The following is a 17,797-nucleotide window of genomic DNA, read 5'->3' as shown; positions in this document are numbered from 1 at the left end:
ATACTCCTTACCGGCCGCCGAGTTCGACGCTGAAGCTGCGGATCAGGAACCGCTGCATGTAATAGGACAGGACGAGAAGCGGGGCCGTCGCGACGATGCCGATGGCGCCCAGCTGGCCCCAGTTCGGCTGTTGAAAGAGGAAGAAGCTGGCCAGCGCCTTGGGCAGCGTGATCACATGTTCGCCTGTCAGCACGAGCGCGAAGAGGAACTCGTTCCAGGCGAAGATCATCGAGAGAATCCCGGCGGTGAGGATGCCCGGCGCGGAAAGCGGCAGCAGCACATCCCAGGCGAGACGGTGCCAGGGCGCGCCGTCGATACGCGCGGCTTCTTCATAGGTGGTCGGGATCTGGCGGATGAACTCGGCGAGCAGCCAGATCACCAGCGGCAGGTTCATGAAGGTGTAGACGATCACCAGCCCCGTATAGGTGTCGAACAGTGAGAGTTCCTGAAAGAGCAGGTAGAAGCCGATGACCGGCACGATCGGCGGCATCATCCTGAGCGACAGAATGGTGAAGCTGAGCTGGCCATGCGGCGGAAAGCGTCGCGCCAGGCCATAGGCGGCTGGAAAGCCGAGCAGCAGGCACAACAGCGTCGAGATCGACGAGACGATCAGGCTGTCCATGATGCCCTTGCCGCCGCCGATGGACCAGCCTTCGGAAAAATTCACGAGGGTTGGATTGACGGGGATCACGCTCGGCGGGCTGCTGAACAGTTCCGCATAGGGCTTGAACGCGGTGAGCAACAGCCAGGCTAGCGGCAGCAGGAACAGTGCGAGAAGAAGGATGATGACGAGATGGCGCGCCACGATCGCCACCCAAGCTGCGGTGGACGTCTTCTCGTCGTCTGCGGGAAGCACGGTCGGGCTCATGAATTGGCTCCCATGGCGGCGGTGGACCGGAAGGGCTTGATGGTGGGCGGCAGCTCCGCTTCGCGCGGCGGCTGGGCGCGGCGTTTCGCGAGCGCCAGGATCGACATGGTGCCGACGGTCAGGAGCACGAGCTGGATGATGGACAGAGCGCCGGCCATGCCGAATTCGAAGCGGCCGAAGCCCACGTCATAGGTGTAATAAGCGAGGTTCTGGGTCGACGTGCCCGGTCCGCCGCGCGTCAGGATATAGATGATGTCGAAGACGCGGAAACTGTCGATGAAGCGCAGCACGAAGGCGACGGTCATATAGGGCGCGAGCATCGGCAGCATGATGTGCCAGAACGTCTGGAGACGGCTGGAGCCATCGACGCGCGCGGCCTCATAGACCCGCTTCGGAATGGCCTGCAGGCCGGCGAGCAGCACCACCATCACGAAGGGCGTCCACTGCCAGGTGTCGACCAGAACCAGGGTCGGCAGAGCCCAGTCCGGCGATTGCGCCCAGGCCGGCGGCGAAAGACCGAGGCCCTTCAGGAAGGCGTTGAGCGGGCCATAAATGGGGTTGAGGAACAGGTTCCACGAAAAGCCCACCACGATCGGCGCCACCATCATGGGAATGAGAAACAGCGAAGCGTAGATATCGCGACCGCGGGTGACGGATTTCAGCAGCATGGCCAAGGCGAGGCCCAGCGCGATCTGCAGGGGAACGGCGATCAGCGCGAAGACGGCGGTTATGCCGAGACTGCTCCAGAAACGGGCGCTGGACATGACCCGCATGAAATTCTTGACGCCGACCCATTCGATCGGGATCGGGATCGCCAGCTGATACGAGGTGAAGGACGCGTAGATCAGATAGGCGAAGGGCCAGATCGACATGAGCGTCAGAAAGCCCAGCGCCGGGCCCAGCAACAGCCAGGTGGCGCGCCGCTCGGCGCCGTCGTCCGTGGTCGGTGTTGATGAAAATGCCATTGTCGGTCATCCGGTCTGCGTTCGGAATCCCCGCACGCGCAGGGATTCCACGGTTCGATCGGACGCCTCCGGCTAACGCCGGAGGCGGCTGGGGAGGATCAGGACCAGTAGCCCTGCTTGATCATCCGCTGACGATATTCGTCGTAATGGGCGACCTGCCGATCGCGGCCATAGGTCTCGGTGGTTTCCTCGAACTCCGTCGACATCGCGTCCAGCGCTTCCTTCGGCGTCGCCTGGCCGGTGACCGCCCGCTGCACATGCTGGATCATCGAAGCCAGGTAGCGGTTGGTGCCGGGGATGGAGATGTCGAGATAGGCCTTGGGGCTCGCGAGCAGTTCCTTGCTGACGGAGGCGAAGTTGTCGGCGAAGCCGGACTCGGCCTGCAGCGGGAAGGTGCTCTTGGGATCGTCGAACATGCTCATCCGCCAGGGATCCATCAGCGATTGTTCGAAGGTTTCGGCGACCCAGCGATTGGCGTTGACCGATTGCTGCATCCAGGCGATCGCCTTGAACGCGCCTTCCTTGTTCTTCGAGTTGGCGGCGATGCCCATGGCGCGGCCATAGGGCAGGACGGTGACGTCGCCCCAGCTTCTAGCGCATTTGACCTTGCCGGCGACCTTGGAGATCTTGGGATCGGCGGCGCCCTTGGGCATGTCGGTCCACCAGTTGGCCTGAGCAACCTTGCCTTCGAAGAAGATCTGGCGGCCGACATCCCACGGCATGGCCTGGGCGAGATCCTTCGGCATGAAGGCGGTCATTTCGGCATAGCGGCGCAGCGCTTCTTCGCCGATCTCGTTTGACAGCTGCGGCTTCATCTCTGCGTCGAACAGTTCGCCATAGCGAACGCCCTTTTCGGAACCGAGCTGGACGAGCTGGTTGATGAAGAAGGCGTAGACGAAGAAGCTGGTGACTTCCACCATGCCATAAAGGTTCTTGTCCGGGCGGGTGAAGAATTCAGCGGTGTCGCGATATTCCTTATAGCCCTTGGGCGGAGCGAGGTCGTAGCCGTATTTCGCCTTGAAGGCCGATTGCTCCTCGGCGTTTTCGAAGAGGTCGGTGCGATAGGTGTTGATGAACATGTCGCCGTCGATCATCACGCCGACCAGCTTGTTCTCGTAATAATTCAGCTGCTGGAACGGCTTGGCGATATCGGCGAAGTTGAGCTCCTCGAGCGAGCCTACTTCTTCGAGCGGGGTCAGGAAGGGGCCGAAGTCGCCGACGAAGTTCGGCCAGAAGTCGAAGGCGTCGAAGCGCGCCGTGCCCTGCCGCAGCGCCAGCAGGTTCTGGTCATACATATTGCCGAGCGGGTAGGACGCGAACTCGACTTCGATGCCCGTGGCCTTTTTGAATTCCGGCGCGAAGGTCTTGAGGATCGGCGTGAACGCGCCGGAGTCGAGACCGACGGTCACTTTGCCGCCGCCCTCCTGAGCGCCGGCCTTGAGAATTCCGCCGAAGGTCGACAGGGTCGCGGCGGCGCCGAACAGGCTGGCGCGGCGCATGAGCTCGCGGCGGGAAATGATGCCGCGGGTATCGACGCTCGACAGAATGTCGAGATCTCTTTCCTGGGATTTCGGGCGATTGAATATACGATGCATGTTTCTCTCCTCCTGGAAACGAATGCTTGTCAGCTATCCTGCCTTGGCTGATCTCCGGCCCTCCAACCATCGATCGACAGAATTTGCTTTCCCAAATACGGTAGCCATGTTATTGATCTATGACAATAGAAATATTGACCTACTTACATGAGCATAAAAGAGATACAATTCGGCGAAAAACCTGGATATGCCGCGATCGTCTCGGCGATCGTCGATGCGATTGCGCGACGAAAACTCGTGGCGGGCGAGCGCTTGCCTCCGCAGAGGGAATTGTCACACCAGCTTGGTGTGGCAATCGCAACGGTGGGTCGCGCCTATACGCAGCTCGAACAGCAGGGCTTCGTCGTCAGCCATGTCGGGCGCGGCACGTTCATCGCCGGCGGGCGAATGGTCAGCGCCTCGTCTGAAGCGCCGCTGGCGGAAACAATCGACCTCTCGACATACAAGGTGCCGGTGCCGGATATCGACACCACGCTCGCCGACACGCTGAAGACGATCATCGCCGAGCATCATCCGCAGCAATTACTCGGCGCCAGCCCCACGGCTGGCACGATGCGCCACCGGGAGGTCATGGCCAATTGGCTGGCGCGGTTCGGTCTCGCCACGACAGCAGGCCAGGTGATCATCACCAATGGCGGCCAACATGCGACCATGGCGGCTCTGTCGACGCTCACCCACGCCGGCGAGACAATCGCGACGGAGGAGCTCACCGATCCGCGCATGAAATCGGTGGCCAGCTATCTCGACCGCAAACTCGTGGGCGTGGCGATCGACGAGAACGGCATGATCCCGGAAAGCCTTGCGGAGCTCTGCCGCGATCATCCGGTGTCGGCCATCTATGTGACGCCGCGCGCGCAGAACCCCACCAATGCGACGTTGCCGGCCGAGCGGCGGATCGCCATCGCCGAGATCGCCCGCCGCCACGATTTGCCGATCATCGAAAGCGACATTTACGGCACGCTGTTCAGCGAGGGCAACGAGCCGCCCATCGCCGCGATCGCGCCCGAACGCACCCATTTCATCACCAGTCTCGGCCGAATCTCGGGGCCGGGCATGAAGGTCGGCTGTCTCGTGTCGCCGCTCGCCGACGTGGCGCGCACGCAATCCGGCGTCGGCATGTCCACCGGTTCGGCCTCGCTGATCGCCGTCGAGATCGGCATGCGCTGGGTGGCGGACAACAGGCTGGATTCGATGATCCGCTGGCAGCAGGCGGAAAACATTCGCCGCCTGTCTCTGCTCGCGACCTTTCCGATGCTCAGCGCCGCTCGCACCCATGTCGCCAGTCCGCATGTCTGGCTGTCGCTGCCCGAACAATGGCGGGCGGAAGATTTCGTCAACGCCGCCGCCGGCCTCGGCGTGTCGATCGCGCCGACGCACAGTTTCATGGTGGGGCGGCGGACGATGCCGCATGCGGTGCGTCTGGTGATCGGCTCGCCCTCGTCGGTCGAGACCTTGCAGATGGCCTGCGAGCGGCTCGAACGGCTGCTGAACGCCCAGCCGAAGGGCAATTTCGAGGGATAACAGATAAGGGAGAAAGCCCATGTCGGGAACGGAAGGAGGAACCGTTCTGATCGTAGGCGCGCTCGGCGTCGTCGGTCGCGCCGCGCTCGATGTCTATTCCGAAGATCCGGCATGGCGGGTGATCGGCCTGTCGCGACGAAGACGCGAGACAACCGCTGCTGTGGACTGGATCTCGGTGGATCTTCTCGACGGCCCGGAGACGATGCGCGCCATTGCGGAGGCCGGGGCCATCACCCATGTCGTTTTCGCGGCCCTGCAGGAAGAAGCGAGCCTCGTCTCCGGCTGGACCTCGGAAAGCCAGATCGGTCGCAACAGGCTTATGCTGGAAAACCTGCTGGACGCGCTGAGGGCGGCGCAATCCGGCGTCACGCATCTGACGCTTCTTCAGGGCACCAAGGCTTACGGCGTGCATCACGGCGCCTATCGCATGCCGGCGCGGGAGAGCGATCCGCGCTTCATCGCGTCGAATTTCTACTACGACCAGGAGGATCTGGCGCGAGAGAGGGCGGTGGAAGACGGCTTTCACATCACCGTTCTCAGGCCGCAGATCGTCTGCGGCTTCGCGCTCGGCAATCCGATGAATGCGGTCACCGCGCTCGGCGTCTACGCCTCCATCTGCCGCGAACTCGGCCAGCCGCTGCGCTTTCCGGGCGGTCCCGCCTGCCTGCAGGAGGCCGTCGACGCCGGGCTTTTGGGGCGTGCCATCAAATGGGCGGGCAGCGAGCCGCGTTGCCGCGGCGAAATCTACAACATCGCCAATGGCGACTGCTTTTCCTGGCCGACCATCTGGCCGTCGATCGCCCGCCTTTTCGGCGTCGAGCTTGGCGTGGCGCATCCGTTTTCACTTGCGGAGGTGATGGCGGACAAGGGGCAGGTCTGGGATCGGATCGTGCGCAAGCATGGCCTCAGGCCCTATCGCTACGCCGAGATCGTCTCGTCCTGGCAGTTCATGGATTACCTGTTGCGTTATGGAAAGACATACCCGCATCATTCCATCGTTTCGACGATCAAGGCGCGGCAGCACGGCTTTCACGATTGCATGGACACAGAGGCGATGTTCGATCAGATCTTCGCGCGGCTGCAGCAAGAACGCATCCTGCCGCCGGCGTGAGTTTATGTGTCGAAGGGCTGCCGCCCTTCGATGATCTCCATGGCGCGCTCGGCGAAACGCCGCGCCAGCGGCGCCACATCGGCTGCATTGCTCGACGCGGCATTGCCGGCGCGGGCGCGATCGGCGATGCCGACGAAGATGACCGCGAAGCGAAACAGAGCGAAGGCGGCATGGAAGGGCGTCAGGGCCGGCGTTTGGATGGCGTGCCGATAATAGTGACGGATGAATTCCCGCTCCTCCGGCAAGCCGAGCGCCTGTCGGTCGAGACCGAGAATGCCGCCATATTCGTCCGGCGCGGTGTGCCAGGGCATGACGCAGAAGCCGAGATCGGCCAGCGGATGTCCCAGCGTCGATAGTTCCCAGTCGAGGATGGCGACCACACGCGGCTCGGTCGGATGAAACAGCATATTGCCGAGTCGAAAATCGCCATGGGCGATCGATGTCGCGCCGTCGTCCTCAGGCAGATTGGCGCCGAGCCATTCGGCGAGCCTATCGAGCGCCGCAATCGTTCGCTCGGGGATTCGCGCCATTGCCGGCCCCACCTGTTGTATTGCCGTTCAAAATAATTGCCGGGCTTGCCGTAATCGGCCAAGCCTACCTCATCGGGCCGGATGGCATGGAGCTTCGCGAGCGCCTCGGCCATGGCGAGATAAAGGGGCGCGCGCTCCTCGCGGGCCAGCTCCGGCAGAGCGCAATCGGAAAAGACGCGTCCCTCCACCCGCTCCATCAGATAGAACGGCGTACCGAGAACCTCGCTGCCCTCTTCGATCAGGACCGGCCTGGGCACAGGCGCTTCCGTGCCGTGCAGCGCGGTGAGCACCCGAAACTCGCGTTCGATCGCGTGAGCGCCGGGCAGGATCGGACCCGCCGGCTTCTTGCGCAGCACGAAACGCTCGCCGCCGCGATCGAGGAAATAGGTCGGATTGGATTGCCCGCCGCTGATGCGGGTCAACAATATCTTGGCCCCGCCGCCCATGCGCAGGTCGAGATAATCCGAAAGGCGTCGTGGGTCGAAATCGGTGTCTGGAAAGCCATTCTGCATGCTGTCGATCCTGTCGTTCAGGGCTCTTCGCCGTCGCGGGCGATGTCGCGCAGGACGAATTTCTGGATCTTGCCGGTCGCCGTCTTGGGCAATTCGCGAAACAGGAAGCGGCGCGGCAGTTTGAATCCCGCCAGTCTCTCGCGGCAGAACGCCTTGAGATCCTCAGGCGACAGCGGCTGATCCGATCGCGGCTCGATGAAGGCGACGGGGATTTCGCCCCATTTGTCATCCGGCGCGGCGACAACCGCCGCCATCAGTACGCCCGGATGCTGGTGCAGCACGCTCTCGATCTCCAGGCTCGAGATGTTTTCGCCGCCGGAGATGATGACGTCCTTGGAGCGATCGCGGATCTCGATATCGCCATCCGGATGCCGCACGGCCAGATCGCCGGTATGAAAGCGTCCGGCGGCGAAGGCTGCGACCGTGGCGTCGGCGTCGCGATAATAGCCGGCCATCAGCGTATTGCCCGACAGCAGGATTTCGCCGACCGTCTCGCCGTCCCAGGGCGTCTCATTGCCATCGACATCGGCGATCAGCACTTGGTTGGCGGTAAGGTGGCGGCTGCCTTGCCGCGCCAGAAGCGTGGCGCGTTCCGAGACGGGCCTCTCGGCTTCAGCTTCGCTCAGGCCGCGCATCGTCACCGGGCCGAAGGACTCGGTCAGTCCGTAGAGATGGATGAGGTCGAAGCCCAGCGCATCCATTTCGAGGATCAAGGCGCTGGTGGGCGAGGCGCCGCCGGTCGCCACCGTCACCCGCCGGGCGGGGTCGCGGCTCGCGCGGGCCGGGTTGTTCAGCAGCATGTAGAGAACCACCGGCGCGCAGGCCATATGGGTGATGGCGTAGCGTTCGATCGCGGCAAAGATCTCGGCCGGATCGACCCGGTCGAGGCAGACATGCAGCCCGCCCGCCGCCGTCACCGCCCAGGTGTGGCACCAACCGTTGCAGTGAAACATCGGCAGGATCCAGAGATAACGCGTTCCGACCCCGAGCCCGAGCGCCAGCACATTGCCGATGGCGTTCAGATAGGCGCCGCGATGGTGATAGACAACGCCTTTCGGCGTGCCTGTGGTGCCCGAGGTGTAATTGAGGCAGATCGGCTGCCATTCGTCGGTGATGGCGGCGGCGAGATCGCGGGGCAGCGCGGCGTCCGTCGAAAAGAGATCGAGATCATCCACTGCGGGCGCCATGGGATCGACAAGGCGGAAGACGGGCACGCCCGCTTCGCGCGCAGCAGCCGAGGCGAGAGCGAAGGAGGCGGGATCGGCGATGACCAGCCGGCTCTCGGAGTGATCCAAGATATAGCGCACCGTGGCGGCGTCGAGCCTTGTGTTGATGGAGTTCAACACCGCCCCGACCATCGGCACGGCGTAATGCGCGGCCAGCATTTCCGGCCGATTGCCCGACATGACCGACACCACGTCGCCGGGACCGACGCCGTTCTGCCGGAGATGATCCGCCATGGCTGCGACGAGGCTGCCGAATTCGCCATAGCTCAGCGTCCGGTCGCGCCAGGCGACGGCCTTGCGCTGCGGAAAGCCCGTGACCGCGCGGGCGAGAAAGTAGAGCGGCGTCAGCGGCCGGTGATTGGCCTCCCGCCGCGCCAGATGTGCCTCCAGTCGCATCGTTTCCTCCCATGCGCCATGTCTAGGGCATCAATTGCCCGCCATTGACGGAAATCACCTGGCCGGTGATGAAATCGGCCGCCGGCGAGGCGAGGAACACGACCGTCCCTGCAATGTCCTCCGGCGTTCCCACCCGGCCCGCCGGAATGCGCGCCAGCTCAGCCTCGCGAAGTTGGCTCGGAATGGCCCGCGTCATCTCCGTCTCGATATAGCCGGGCGCAATGCAATTGACCGTAATGCCCTTGCCGGCGTTTTCCAGCGCGATCGATTTCGTCATGCCGATCAGGCCTGCTTTGGCTGCGGCGTAATTGGCCTGGCCCGCTGCGCCGCGCAGGGCGTTCATCGAGGTCAGGCTGACGATCTTGCCGGCGTTGCGGGCGCGCATGCCCGGCAGCACCGCGCGGCAGGCATTGAACGGACCGACGAGATTGACCTCCAGCACGAGGCGGAAATCGGCCGGGTCCATTTTGTGCGCGATGGCGTCGCGGGTGATGCCGGCATTGTTGACCAGGAGGCCGATCTCGCCCTCCGCCTCCAGCCGGGCGACGAAATCCGCCACCGCCTCATAATCTGTCACGTCGAGCGTCTCGCTATAAGCGCAAGCGCTCTCGCCCTCGGGCCAGGCTCTGTCCACGCCCGCCACACGCCAGCTGGCCTCCGCCAGCGCCTGTGCGATCGCTGCGCCGATGCCGCGCGCGGCGCCGGTGACGATGGCGATCCGGCTCGACGCCGTCGGGTTCATGCGCCGGCCTCCCAGCGCCAGAAGCCGCGGCCCTGGTCTTCGAGATGACGGTTCAGCACCATTTTGTGAACCTCGTCGGCGCCGTCGACCAGCCGCGCCTGTCGCGCATAGCGATAGATCCATTCGAGCACGGTGTCGGTCGAATAGCCGCGCGCGCCGTTGATCTGGATGGCGGTGTCGGCAGCCTTGTGCAGGAGATTGGCGACATGGATCTTCGCCATCGACACCTCCTTGCGGGCGAAACCGCCGCGATCGAGCTCCCAGGCCGCCTTCATGACCAGGAGACGGCCGATCTCGATGCCCATGGCGAGATCGCCGAGCATCATCTGAATGCTTTCGCGATCGGCGAGACGGACGCCGAAGCCGTGGCGTTCGGCGGCATAGGCGGTGGCGATTTCGACGCAGCGTTTGGAGAGACCCAGCCAGCGCATGCAATGGGTGAGTCGCGCGGGACCGAGACGGATCTGGGTGACCTTCAAGCCTTTGCCTTCGCCGAGCAGCACATTCTCGGCGGGGATCTCCAGGCCGTCGAATTCGAGTTCGCAATGGCCGCCATGTTCTTCCGGTCCCATGATCCCGATGCGGCGGACAATGCGCCAGCCGGGCTGGTCCTTGTGAAACAGGAAGGCGGTCAGCCCATGCCGCGGATCATCCGAGGTGCGAGCGACGAGAATAAAATGGCTCGCCTCTTCGGCGCCGGTGATGAACCACTTCCGGCCCCGCACGATATAGCGGTCACCCTGCTTTTCGGCGAAAGTCTGGATCATCGACGGATCGGAGCCGCCGCCGGGATGCGGCTCGGTCATGGCGAAAGCGGATTTGACGGCGCCTGTTTCAATCGGCGTCAGCCATGTCGACTTCTGCTCAGGCGTCGCTGTCGCGTCGAGAACCATCATATTGCCGTCGTCGGGTGCGGCGGAGTTGAAGCAGGCCGGACCAAAGATCGACCTGTTCATCTCCTCATAGCACACGGCCATGCCCATCCGACCGATCGCCGGGCGGCCGGGACGATCGAGCTGCAGCGTCCATAAGCCGGCAGCCTTGGCTTTCGACCTGACGCCGTCGAGAAGATCCATCCGGATATTGCCGTGCGCGTCATAGGCTGAAGGATCTGCCTCGAGCGGCAGGATCTCCGTCTCGACAAAGGCGGCGATGCGGATCCTGAGGTCCTCGACGACGGGGAGATTGAAAAGTCCATGGCGTCCTCAAAGCGACGAGACGAGATGACCGCCATCGGCGGCGATGATGGAGCCGGTCATATAGCTTCCGGCGTCGGAGGCGAGCAGCAGCAACGGCCCGTCGAGTTCCTCCATGCGGCCCAGGCGGCGCTGGGGAATGCGCTTGATCAACGCCTTGCCGGCGTCGCTCGCGAAGAAATCGGCGTTGAGCGGCGTTTCGATATAGCCGGGGCACAGCGCGTTGACGCGGATGCCGTAGCGCGCCCATTCGAGCGCCAGCGATTTCGTGAGCTGCACCACGGCCGCCTTGGAGGCGGCATAGGCCGAGAGGTGGCTCGCGACGCGTAGCCCGAGAATGGAGGCGACGTTGACGATCACGCCCCCGCGCCCCGCCGCCTTCATGGCGCCGCCTGCGGCTTTGGCGACGTTGAACACGCCGGTGAGATTGGTGGCGATGATCCGCTCGAACTCGCCGTCGGCCATATCGAGCGCGGCCTCGCTGACGGTGATCCCCGCATTGTTGACGACGATGTCGAAGGGCGCGCTGACCGCGCCGAACGCCGCCTCGATCGATGCGGCTGAAGCGACATCGAGTGCGATCGCATCCGCGCTGTTTCCAGCTTCCTTCAGCGCCTCGGCTTGTTGAGAAACGATGTCGAGGCGGCGGGCCGCCAGCGTGACATGGCAGCGGTGCTCAGCCAGCAGCCGGGCGAAGTGGAGGCCCAGGCCGCTTGACGCGCCTGTGACCAGTGCGGATTTACCCGAAAGACCCCCGAACATACCGATCTTCCTCCGAAATCGAGCGAGCGCTCGTTTTATATATCGGCGGTTCCGGTTGATTGCAATGGATTTTCGTATAAGCAGGAAAAATCAGCTCATGGAACGCGCCATGCCCGACGACACTCCCACACTCCAGGAACATTCGCCCGAGAGCTATACGACGGAGCGCCTGTGCCAGCGGATGCTGGAGCGCCACCGGGACATCATACGGGTCCAGAAAGATCATCTCGCGGTGAAGAAGCTGGTCAAGATCGTGGCGGCCGCGCTGGAGCTTTCCAACCGGCTCGGCTTTCACGCCATGAGTCTGCGTGATCTGTCGCGGGAAAGCGGCGTGTCGATGGGCGGGCTCTATTCCTATTTCGACAGCAAGACGACCCTGTTGTCGATGATCCTGACGGAGGTGGCCAGCACCGCCTCGGAGGCGCTCGGACAGGCGCCGGCGGAGATCGCCTCCGATCCCGCCCTGCATCTGGAATGGCTGATCTCGACCCATATCCGCCTGACCGAGGCGATGCAGCCCTGGTTCGTCTTCGCCTTCATGGAGGCCAAGTCATTTCCGCAACCGGCGCGCCGGCTGGCGACGGAGAGCGAGGAGACGACCGAGAAAATCTTCGCCGACGTGATCGCTCGCGGCGTGGAGCTAAGGGTTTTCGCCGCCCCTCACCCCGATCTGACGGCGTCGCTCGTCAAGCCGCTGTTGCAGGACTGGTATGTCAAGCGCTCCAAATACCGTCGCCGCGGCGTCTCCGTGGACGATTACACCGCCGCTGTGTCGTCTTTCGTCAAGGCGGCGGTGGGCTCTTCTCAGAGCGGAGCCGGTTCATAACGCCCTACACGGCGGCGAAAGGCTCCCCAAGACCGAGCATGAAACCGCACCTTCACTCAGTAGACGCTTCACGCATGACGGTTTGTCGGGGCCGCTTTGAAACGAATTGGACGCCATCAGCCCGGAGCGTTTCATTGAGATGAAGTTCGTCTCTGCCGGACGGGATTCCGAATTGGCCTCTACGGCGGAGCCGGGGCAGTCCGGGCAGCGTCCGCACTCTATGGCGCCGGCGCCAAGACGAAATCGTGCTTCACCTCCCAGAATTCCGCGGCGAAACCGTATTCGGCGGCGCGTTGCGTATCCTTGCGAAGAACGAACTCCGCGAGCAGGCTCTCCTTGACGCCGAACACCGCATCCGAATGGATGTAGGGATCGTCCGGATCGAAGATATGGGTGACGAGGGTTTCAAATCCGTCGGCCTTGATGATGTAGTGCAGATGCGCCGGCCGATAGGGATGGCGGCCGAGCTTGCCGAGCAACTGGCCGACCGGGCCATCGTCGGGGATCGGATAGTATTTCGGCTTCACCGCCTTGAACCAATAGGTCCCGTCGGCGCCAGTGCGAAAGACGCCGCGCAGGTTGAAATCCGGCTGCACGCCCTTCTGCTGGACATCGTAAAAGCCTTCGTCATTGGCCTGCCAGACGTCGATGACCGCATTGAGGATCGGCTGCCCCTCGGTGTCGAGAATGCGGCCCGAGATCACCATGTCTTCGCCCTTGGCGTCGAGGCAGATATTGGCGCCCATCGGCAGTGCGGGCGCGTCGGCGACATGGAAGGGGCCGAGCACCGTGCTTTCGGAGGCGCCCGACGGCTTGCGATTGTTGATGGCGTCGACGAGCATGGAAACGCCGAGCACGTCGGACAGCAGGATGAATTCCTGCCGCCATTCGTTGCAGGTCTGGCCGGTGCGGGTGAGGAAGAGGATGGCTTCCATCCATTCGTCCTGCGTCGGCTCCAGCTCCTTCACCGCCTCGTGCAACTTTCGGGTGATGACTTCCATCACCTGCTTCAGCCGCTCGCTTTGCGCGTTGGCGTTGCGGCCGGTCACCACGTCGACGGAGTTTTCCTCGGTGAAATAGCCTTTTTCATGCGCTTCCATGGGGAATCCTCACCGGTTCAGGATGGTTTTCAGAACGCGCCGCAGTTCTGTTTCCGGATCTTCGACGGCCGCAACCGCCCGCCAGGCGACATGATGATCCGGACGCACCAGCAGCGCGCCGGAATCGCGGATCTCGCGGGCGCGGGCCCAGTCGCCGGAGAAATCCTGCCAAGTCTGGCGCGGCCCGATCTTGTGAACCGTGATCGGCAGGCCGAATTCCTTCGACAGCGCCTTGGCCGCCGTGACCCAGCCGTCGCCGCCGATACCCGTCAGCAGCGTGAAGACACCGTGGCCGGTCAGGTCCAGGCTCGAGACCTTCTCGCCTTCCGGCCCGTAGAGCCAGACATGCGGCAGTCGCGCGCCCGGCCAGGTGGTCGGCTGATAGTGAAGCTCCGCGTCCTTCTCGAAGGCCGGTTCGGGCTGGCCGTCGGTCAGGACGGCTGCGGATGCATAACGCTGGTTCATCTCGATGCCATGGGCGTCGAATTCATAGACCTTGGCGGCGATTGCCTGGCGGATCGCCTCGCGTTGCCGTTCGGCGTCGGCGGTGTCGTCGCAGCGGGCGTCCATATTCTCCTGCATCTTCACCGGATCGACGGAATCGAGCAGGCCGAGCGCCTTGAAGATCGGGCCGAATTCCTCGATCGACTTGTTGGCGCGGGTGACGATCTGCTTGGCGACCGGGGCGCGCTCCGCTTGGTAGCTGTCCAGCAGCCCCTCCCCGGCCTGGCCGCGAATGACCATGGCGAGCTTCCAGGCGAGATTGAACGCGTCCTGGATCGAGGTGTTGGAGCCGAGACCGTTGGACGGCGGATGGCGATGCGTCGCGTCGCCCATGCAGAAGACGCGACCCTTCGACATGGTCGTCGCATACATGTTGTTGACGGTCCAGGTGGAGACCGACTTGATCTTCGGCTGCAGGTCCTGCACGCCGACGAGATCGCGAACCACCTTGGTGGCGAAAGCGTCGTCGACCGCCGGCGCCGGCTGGTTGATGTCATAGCCCCAGACGATCAGCCATTCGTTCCACGGGCGCACCATGCGCACCAGACCCATGCCGATGCCGCCGACATCCGCGCCGGGCTGCAGCACCCAATAGAGCACCGAGGGGCGATGGGCGACATAGCGCGACAGATCGCATTCGAACAGGATGTTCATCGAGCCGGCCACGCCCATCTTGCCCTCGAAGGCGAGACCGGCATGTTCGGCGACCTTGGAATTGCCGCCATCGGCGCCGACGAGGAATTTCGATCGGACGGTGAATTCCTTGCCCGTGAGACGGTCGAGGCAGGTGGTGGTCACGCCTTCGGCGTCCTGCACATGGCTCACATATTCCGTCGACATGCGCGCCTGCGCGCCGCGCGAACAGGCGGTCTTGAAGAGCAGCGGCTCCATATAGGTCTGCGGAAGATCGTTCATCCGGCCGGGAGAAGAGAGAAGATGTTCAGCGCGCGAGAGCGGATGGTTGCCCCAGCTCTGCATGCGGCCGATTTCCTCGCCGGCGACCGCCGTGCAGAACACGTTCTGGCCCATCAGATCCTGTTCGGTCGCATACATATAGGCCTCGTCCTCTACGTCGCGGCCGAGATCGCGCAGCACTTCCATCGTGCGCTGATTGGTGATGTGGGCGCGCGGCGTCGTGGCGAGCCAGCGGTAGCGGTTGATCACCATCGGCTCCAGGCCGTAGCTCGCGAGCAGCGCGGCGGTGGCCGAGCCAGCCGGCCCGGTGCCGATGATCAGGACGTCGGTTGTGATGTCAGCCATGAGGCCCTCCCTTTTCTGTGTGTTCGAGCGGCCCGCCCCGCAAGGTGCGGCGGACCGGAAAGAGTTCGATGCCGGTGCGGTCGGTGATCAGCCCCAGATGCCCCTTGGCGCAAACAGCATGGTGATGATGGCGATGGCGCCGAGCAGCAGCAGATACCAGGAGCCGTAGCTCGACAGCGCATTCTGCAGCAGGAAAAACAGGATCACCCCGAGGATAGGACCTTCGATCGCGCCGATGCCGCCGATCACCACGATGAACACCACATAGGCGGTCCAGTCGGTGAGCGAAAAGGCGGCGTCCGGCGAAATCCGCGCCTTCTGCAGATAGATGAGCGCGCCGACGAGGCCGGTGATGAAAGCGGTCGACAAGTAGATCGCGAGTTTGAGCCGGCGAGCGTCGACGCCCAACGCGCGCGCCGCCGTCTCATTGTCGCGCACGGCTGCGAGCCCCAGGCCCTGCTTGGAGCGCAGCAGCCGATAGGCAAAGCCGATCGTCAGCACGAGCACAAGAAGCGCCAGCCAGAAGGCGATCGCGTCTGAGGCAGCGGCCGGCCGCATCCCGAACCAATCCTTGAGCAGCGCAACGCCGAACATGTCGCGCGTGGCCTCGCGCGGCAGTGATGTGCCGGTGCCGCCGCCGAGCGTCTTCCATTGCGCGAAGAGCAGCCGGCCGACCTCGGCGATGACCCAGGTTCCGATGGCGAAATAGGGTCCATAGAGACGGAAGGCGAAGAAGGCGGTTGGCAGAGCGATCAGCATCGCGAACAGGCCGGCGAGAGGGATCGCCAGGATGGGATCAACACCCAGCAGGATTACGAATCCAAACAAGGCATAGGCGCCGCAGCCCACGAAAAGCTGCTGTCCCACCGAGATCAGCCCGGCATAGCCGGCCAGCAGGTTCCAGCTCTGGGCGAGCGCCAGCATGGTGAAAATGAAGAACAGATCCTGCACCACGCCGCGCGACACAACGAAAGGGGCCAGCGCGAGCAACAGCACGAAAAGGATCGCCGCCATCGAAAACAGCAGGGAGACGCGGGTGCGGGTCTCGACCCGCCAGGCCTGCGGTCGGCTCGTCATCTTCGGGAGGGTTTGGGTCTGGACAGTCATCTCAGCCTCAATCGACGGCTCGGGGAAAAGACCCCGGGGACGGAACAACAGGACGAGCAGAAAGGCGATGTGACCCGACAGGATCTGCCATTCCGGATTGATCGCGGCGCCGAGCGTCTGCGCCACGCCGAGAATGACGCCGCCGGCAAGCGTTCCCCAGAGCGAGCCGAGCCCACCTATAATCACCGCCTCGAAGGCGTAGATCAGACGGGACGGACCTGAGGTCGGATCGAAATTGGCGCGCGTGCCCAGATAGAGCGCAGCGATGGTCACGATGACCATGGCGAGCCCGGTGGCGATGGCGAAAATCTGGTTGGGCCGGATGCCCATCAGCCCCGCCGTCACCACATCGTCGGAGGTGGCGCGGAAGGCCCGACCGAGCGCCGTCTTGTAGATCAGCTGATTGAGACCGACGATCACCAGGATCGCAGAAGCGAAGGTCAGGAGCGGCATGACGCCGGCATTGATGCCGCCGAGCGAGATCGACGCCTGTTCGAGGACGCCCACCGAGACGCGGCGGCTGTCGGCGGTGAAGCTTTCCAGCAAGCCGTTCTGGATGACGATCGACAGGCCGAAGGTCACCAGCAACGGCGGCAGGATATCCTTGCCGAGCGTGCGGTTGAGCAGATGATATTGCAGGAAATAGCCGACGCCAAACATCAGCGGCGCGGCGATCAGCGCCGCGAGGAAGGGGTTGAGCCCGAGCGTGGAGACCAGCACGAGGATGAGGAAGGCGGCGAATACGATCAGATCGCCATGGGCGAGATTGACGAGCCGCATGATGCCGAAAACAAGCGAAAGGCCCGCCGCAAACAGCGCATAGAGCCCACCGAGCAGAATGCCCTGAAGAATGGTGTCAAGCCAGTTCATTGGTCTCCGCTCCGAAATAGGCCGCGTGGATGTCGGCGCGATCGAGCTCTCCCGGTCGCCCTTCGAGGGTCACCCGGCCCTCCATCATGCAATAGACGCGATCGGCGACTTTCAGCGCCTGGGCGATGTCTTGTTCGACGATGACGATGGCCGCTCCCGTCTCACGGATGCGCGGAAAAGCGGCGTAGATGTCCTTGATCACCACAGGCGCCAGCCCGAGGCTGAGTTCGTCGCAGAGCAGCACTTCCGGATTGGACATCAGCGCCCGCCCGATCGCCACCATCTGCTGCTGTCCGCCTGACAGCGCCGTGGACGGTTTGCTGCGCCTTTCCTTGAGGATCGGAAACAGCTCATAAACGCTGTCCAGCGTCCAGGGACCGTCGACCTTGCGACCATGGCGACCGACCAGGAGATTTTCCTCCACCGTCAGCGACGGAAACAGCCGCCGCCCTTCCGGCACGAGCGCCACGCCGCGCGCCATGATATCCGGCGCCGACAGCGCGCCGATCGCCGCGCCGCGATGCAGGATCGCGCCGGGCTCGTTGCGCAACACGCCGGCGAGAGAGCGCATCAGCGTCGATTTTCCTGAGCCATTGGCGCCGATCACGGCGATGGTTTCGCCGGGATGGAGGACGAGATCGACGCCGAACAGGGCCTGGAAGTCGCCATAAAACGCCGTGAGGTTGTTCGTCTCGATCAGGCTCAT

At 63.7% G+C, this 17,797-nt stretch carries 13 protein-coding genes and 4 pseudogenes; 3 read left to right on the top strand and 14 right to left on the bottom strand.

All coding sequences use genetic code 11. From position 1 onward, the window contains the following. Positions 1-7 precede the first annotated feature (7 nt). From H2O14_RS22050 to H2O14_RS22040, 3 genes are all read right to left on the bottom strand, one after another. On the bottom strand, positions 8-868 hold the full coding sequence (locus H2O14_RS22050; protein WP_182829587.1) for a carbohydrate ABC transporter permease: 861 nt from the start codon (positions 866-868) through the stop codon (positions 8-10). Then, positions 865-1,833, bottom strand: coding sequence for a carbohydrate ABC transporter permease (locus tag H2O14_RS22045; RefSeq protein WP_182829586.1), 969 nt, complete (start codon positions 1,831-1,833; stop codon positions 865-867). Before H2O14_RS22045 ends, H2O14_RS22050 begins: the two co-directional genes overlap by 4 nt. 98 nt (positions 1,834-1,931) lie before the next feature. Next, a complete protein-coding gene (locus H2O14_RS22040; protein WP_182829585.1) occupies positions 1,932-3,428 on the bottom strand; it encodes an extracellular solute-binding protein in 1,497 nt (498 codons plus the stop codon). A 147-nt stretch (positions 3,429-3,575) separates the two neighbouring features. Here H2O14_RS22040 and H2O14_RS22035 point away from each other — a divergent pair, with 147 nt between their 5' ends. After that, positions 3,576-4,949 (top strand): PLP-dependent aminotransferase family protein, encoded by a 1,374-nt coding sequence (locus H2O14_RS22035; protein WP_182829584.1) that lies wholly within the window; start codon positions 3,576-3,578, stop codon positions 4,947-4,949. Between the two features lie 19 nt (positions 4,950-4,968). Continuing rightward, positions 4,969-6,060, top strand: a complete 1,092-nt coding sequence (locus tag H2O14_RS22030; protein WP_182829583.1) for an SDR family oxidoreductase — start codon at positions 4,969-4,971, stop codon at positions 6,058-6,060. A 2-nt stretch (positions 6,061-6,062) separates the two neighbouring features. On the opposite strand, the gene H2O14_RS28590 is transcribed toward H2O14_RS22030, so the two are convergent. The 6 genes and pseudogenes from H2O14_RS28590 to H2O14_RS22005 all read right to left on the bottom strand — a co-directional run bounded on the left by H2O14_RS28590 (position 6,063) and on the right by H2O14_RS22005 (position 11,424). Further along, a complete protein-coding gene (locus tag H2O14_RS28590) occupies positions 6,063-6,590 on the bottom strand; it encodes a phosphotransferase (protein WP_281410042.1) in 528 nt (175 codons plus the stop codon). 47 nt (positions 6,591-6,637) lie between these two features. Beyond that, a pseudogene (locus tag H2O14_RS28585) lies at positions 6,638-7,036 on the bottom strand (phosphotransferase family protein); the annotation flags it as partial. 83 nt (positions 7,037-7,119) lie between these two features. After that, positions 7,120-8,724, bottom strand: coding sequence for an AMP-binding protein (locus H2O14_RS22020; RefSeq protein ID WP_182829582.1), 1,605 nt, complete (start codon positions 8,722-8,724; stop codon positions 7,120-7,122). 22 nt (positions 8,725-8,746) lie between these two features. Next, the gene (locus H2O14_RS22015; protein WP_182829581.1) at positions 8,747-9,466 is read right to left on the bottom strand and encodes an SDR family NAD(P)-dependent oxidoreductase; all 720 of its coding nucleotides are present in this window, start codon (positions 9,464-9,466) and stop codon (positions 8,747-8,749) included. Beyond that, positions 9,463-10,664 (bottom strand): annotated as a pseudogene (locus H2O14_RS22010) (acyl-CoA dehydrogenase family protein). The gene H2O14_RS22015 and the pseudogene H2O14_RS22010 overlap by 4 nt, the downstream one beginning before the upstream one ends. 7 nt (positions 10,665-10,671) lie before the next feature. After that, complete coding sequence (locus H2O14_RS22005; RefSeq protein ID WP_182829580.1) at positions 10,672-11,424, bottom strand: SDR family NAD(P)-dependent oxidoreductase; 753 nt, start codon at positions 11,422-11,424, stop codon at positions 10,672-10,674. Positions 11,425-11,533: 109 nt separating this feature from the next. On the opposite strand from H2O14_RS22005, the gene H2O14_RS22000 reads away from it, so the two are divergent. Further along, complete coding sequence (locus tag H2O14_RS22000) at positions 11,534-12,250, top strand: TetR/AcrR family transcriptional regulator (RefSeq protein WP_210275577.1); 717 nt, start codon at positions 11,534-11,536, stop codon at positions 12,248-12,250. A gap of 218 nt (positions 12,251-12,468) precedes the next feature. On the opposite strand, the gene H2O14_RS21995 is transcribed toward H2O14_RS22000, so the two are convergent. From H2O14_RS21995 to H2O14_RS21975, 5 genes and pseudogenes are all read right to left on the bottom strand, one after another. Further along, positions 12,469-13,350 (bottom strand): intradiol ring-cleavage dioxygenase, encoded by an 882-nt coding sequence (locus H2O14_RS21995; RefSeq protein WP_182829579.1) that lies wholly within the window; start codon positions 13,348-13,350, stop codon positions 12,469-12,471. 9 nt (positions 13,351-13,359) lie between these two features. Next, positions 13,360-15,114, bottom strand: a complete 1,755-nt coding sequence (locus H2O14_RS21990) for an FAD-dependent oxidoreductase (protein WP_182829578.1) — start codon at positions 15,112-15,114, stop codon at positions 13,360-13,362. Continuing rightward, positions 15,107-16,221 (bottom strand): annotated as a pseudogene (locus H2O14_RS21985) (branched-chain amino acid ABC transporter permease). Before H2O14_RS21985 ends, H2O14_RS21990 begins: the two are co-directional and overlap by 8 nt. A gap of 21 nt (positions 16,222-16,242) precedes the next feature. Continuing rightward, positions 16,243-17,091 (bottom strand): annotated as a pseudogene (locus H2O14_RS21980) (branched-chain amino acid ABC transporter permease); the annotation flags it as partial. Then, on the bottom strand, positions 17,078-17,797 hold the full coding sequence (locus tag H2O14_RS21975) for an ABC transporter ATP-binding protein (protein ID WP_182829577.1): 720 nt from the start codon (positions 17,795-17,797) through the stop codon (positions 17,078-17,080). The gene H2O14_RS21975 and the pseudogene H2O14_RS21980, both read right to left, overlap by 14 nt.

Source organism: Rhizobium sp. G21, assembly GCF_014158035.1.
Taxonomy (GTDB): domain Bacteria; phylum Pseudomonadota; class Alphaproteobacteria; order Rhizobiales; family Rhizobiaceae; genus Rhizobium_E.
Note: the sequence above shows the minus strand (reverse complement) of the source record. Positions and strands in the feature narration are given on the sequence as shown.